General features: G+C 69.3%; 3 protein-coding genes and 1 pseudogene. 1 reads left to right on the plus strand and 3 read right to left on the minus strand.

All coding sequences use genetic code 11. The features are described 5' to 3' along the window. Positions 1 to 30: 30 nt before the first annotated feature. A pseudogene (locus ACFR9S_RS14870) lies at positions 31 to 198 on the minus strand (protein sorting system archaetidylserine synthase); the annotation flags it as partial. Between the two features lie 91 nt (positions 199 to 289). Here ACFR9S_RS14870 and ACFR9S_RS14875 point away from each other — a divergent pair. Next, positions 290 to 736 carry a plastocyanin/azurin family copper-binding protein gene (locus tag ACFR9S_RS14875; protein WP_379818963.1) on the plus strand — a complete coding sequence of 149 codons (447 nt, stop codon included), beginning with the start codon at positions 290 to 292 and terminating at the stop codon, positions 734 to 736. Between the two features lie 113 nt (positions 737 to 849). Here the strand turns inward: ACFR9S_RS14875 and ACFR9S_RS14880 are convergent, their stop codons facing one another. Further along, the gene (locus tag ACFR9S_RS14880) at positions 850 to 1,479 is read right to left on the minus strand and encodes a 30S ribosomal protein S3ae (RefSeq protein WP_379732657.1); all 630 of its coding nucleotides are present in this window, start codon (positions 1,477 to 1,479) and stop codon (positions 850 to 852) included. Continuing rightward, entirely contained in the window at positions 1,476 to 1,718 is a 243-nt protein-coding gene (locus tag ACFR9S_RS14885; protein ID WP_053948061.1) for a KEOPS complex subunit Pcc1, read from the minus strand. Before ACFR9S_RS14885 ends, ACFR9S_RS14880 begins: the two co-directional genes overlap by 4 nt. Between the last annotated feature and the right edge of the window lie 139 nt (positions 1,719 to 1,857).

Below are 1,857 nucleotides of genomic sequence, written 5' to 3' on the forward strand. Positions count from 1 at the left end.
GTACGGGCCGGCCTCGGTGCCGCCGTACTACCGGGCGACGACGCCGTCCAGTCCCGCGGCGATCGCGCCCAGCAGGACGATCCGGGCCGCGAGGCCGATGTCGACGGTCGCGGCGACGACCGCGAGAAAGCCCAGCGCGGCGTTCCCGACGGTGACGGCGTCGGCTGGACCGAGACGGCCGAGTGACCGCAAGCGCATGGGCGATTCGACACACGGCCGCGGTTTACGTGTTTACCTTCGGGGTGACGGAATCGCGTCGCCTAAACCGCTCCGGGACCGAGGCCGACCCATGGACCGCCGACGATATCTCGTCGCCGCGGGCACGGCTGCCGCGGTGAGTCTCGGGGGCTGTCTCGGCCTGACTCGCGACGAGAACACCGACTTCGACGTGGGGATGCGCCCGACCTCGTTCGACCCGCAGACGATCACCGTCGCCCCCGGCGAGGAGGTCGTCTGGGAGAACACGGGCACCCGCGACCACACGGTCACCGCCTACGAGGAGTCGCTGCCCGACGGCGCCGCCTTCTTCGCCTCCGGCGGCTACGAAAGCGAGGCGGCCGCCCGGGAGGCGTGGACGAACAGCACCGGCGGCGGGCTGAGCAACGGCGACCAGTTTACCCACACGTTCGAGATCCCCGGCGAGTACGACTACTTCTGTATCCCCCACGAGAGCGGCGGGATGGTGGGGAGAGTGATCGTCGAGGAGTCCACGCCGACGGCGACGCCGAACGAGTAGGCGTCGACGCACCGATCGGCGACTGCACCGATGGCGTTCCAGCAGCGTGGCCGGCGCCGCCGCTCGCGATCGGTGAAAAAGACGAAAAGCGCGTGAATCCGCTGAAGCGAGGACTACTCCTCGATGTCCTCTTCCTCGACGTCGACAGAAGCCTCCTCCTCGGCCGCGACCTCCTCGGGTCGGGCCTCGAGGGTGAGCTTCTGGACCTCGACGCGGCGCAGCGGGTAGATCTCCTTGGCCTCGCCGTAGATGGCCGAGGAGACCCGGCCCTCGACGACGCTGTCGACCAGCTGCTCGAACGTGCGCTCGTCGGCGGCCTCCTCGACGATGTCGGTCATCACCGAGCGGATGGCCTGCTCCTGGGAGCGGTCGGCCTTCTGGGTCGTCAGCGCCACCGGCTGGATCTTGACGCGGTAGTCGTCAGTCGTCAGCAGCGTGACGGTGGCGGCGACCTTCGAGGCGCCGCGGCGCACCAGCGAGCGCAGGTAGTCCCGCGTGAGTTCGTACTTGATGAACTCGGTGTAGGCGGCGTCGCTGCCCACGTCGTCGATCTTGAACGTGAGCTTGCTGTTGTTCTGTCCCTGGTCGCCCTCCATCTCGCCCAGCGTGGTCTCGATGGTTCGGCCGACGACCTGGTTCGGTTCCTCCGCGACGGTCTCACCGATCTCGGCCCGGTCGAACTGCTCGGGCGCGAGCACGGTGTACCATCGTTTGCCTTCGATCTTGGTGGATGTCTCGCTCATGGTTGAGTGGTGTCCCGAGCCGTCTCGCAGACGGCGTCGGCGACGGTGAGGTTGACGACGTAGTCGTCGACGGAGGCGGCCAGCCCGCCGGCGTCCTCGCGGACGATGGCGGTCCGGACCGTGTCGCCGTCGACGGTCGTCGTCATCGCATCGGTGTTGTCGGGAGCGAGCGCGGCCGCCACCGTCCCCGCGTCGTCGTGGGTGGTGGCGATCGTCGCCTCGTGGCGATCCCCGCTCATAGCGCCTCCCGGAACGCGTCCGTGAACTGTTCGGTGTCGCTGTCGAAGCGCGCCCAGCCGGTCGTGTCCGTGCCGTGGCCCGTGCCGTCGACCGCGCGCGTGGCGGCCGCGACGGCGTCGTCGATCCCCGAGTCGCCGG

The sequence above is a fragment of the Halolamina salina genome (assembly GCF_042678005.1).
GTDB classification, from domain to species: Archaea; Halobacteriota; Halobacteria; order Halobacteriales; family Haloferacaceae; genus Halolamina; species Halolamina salina.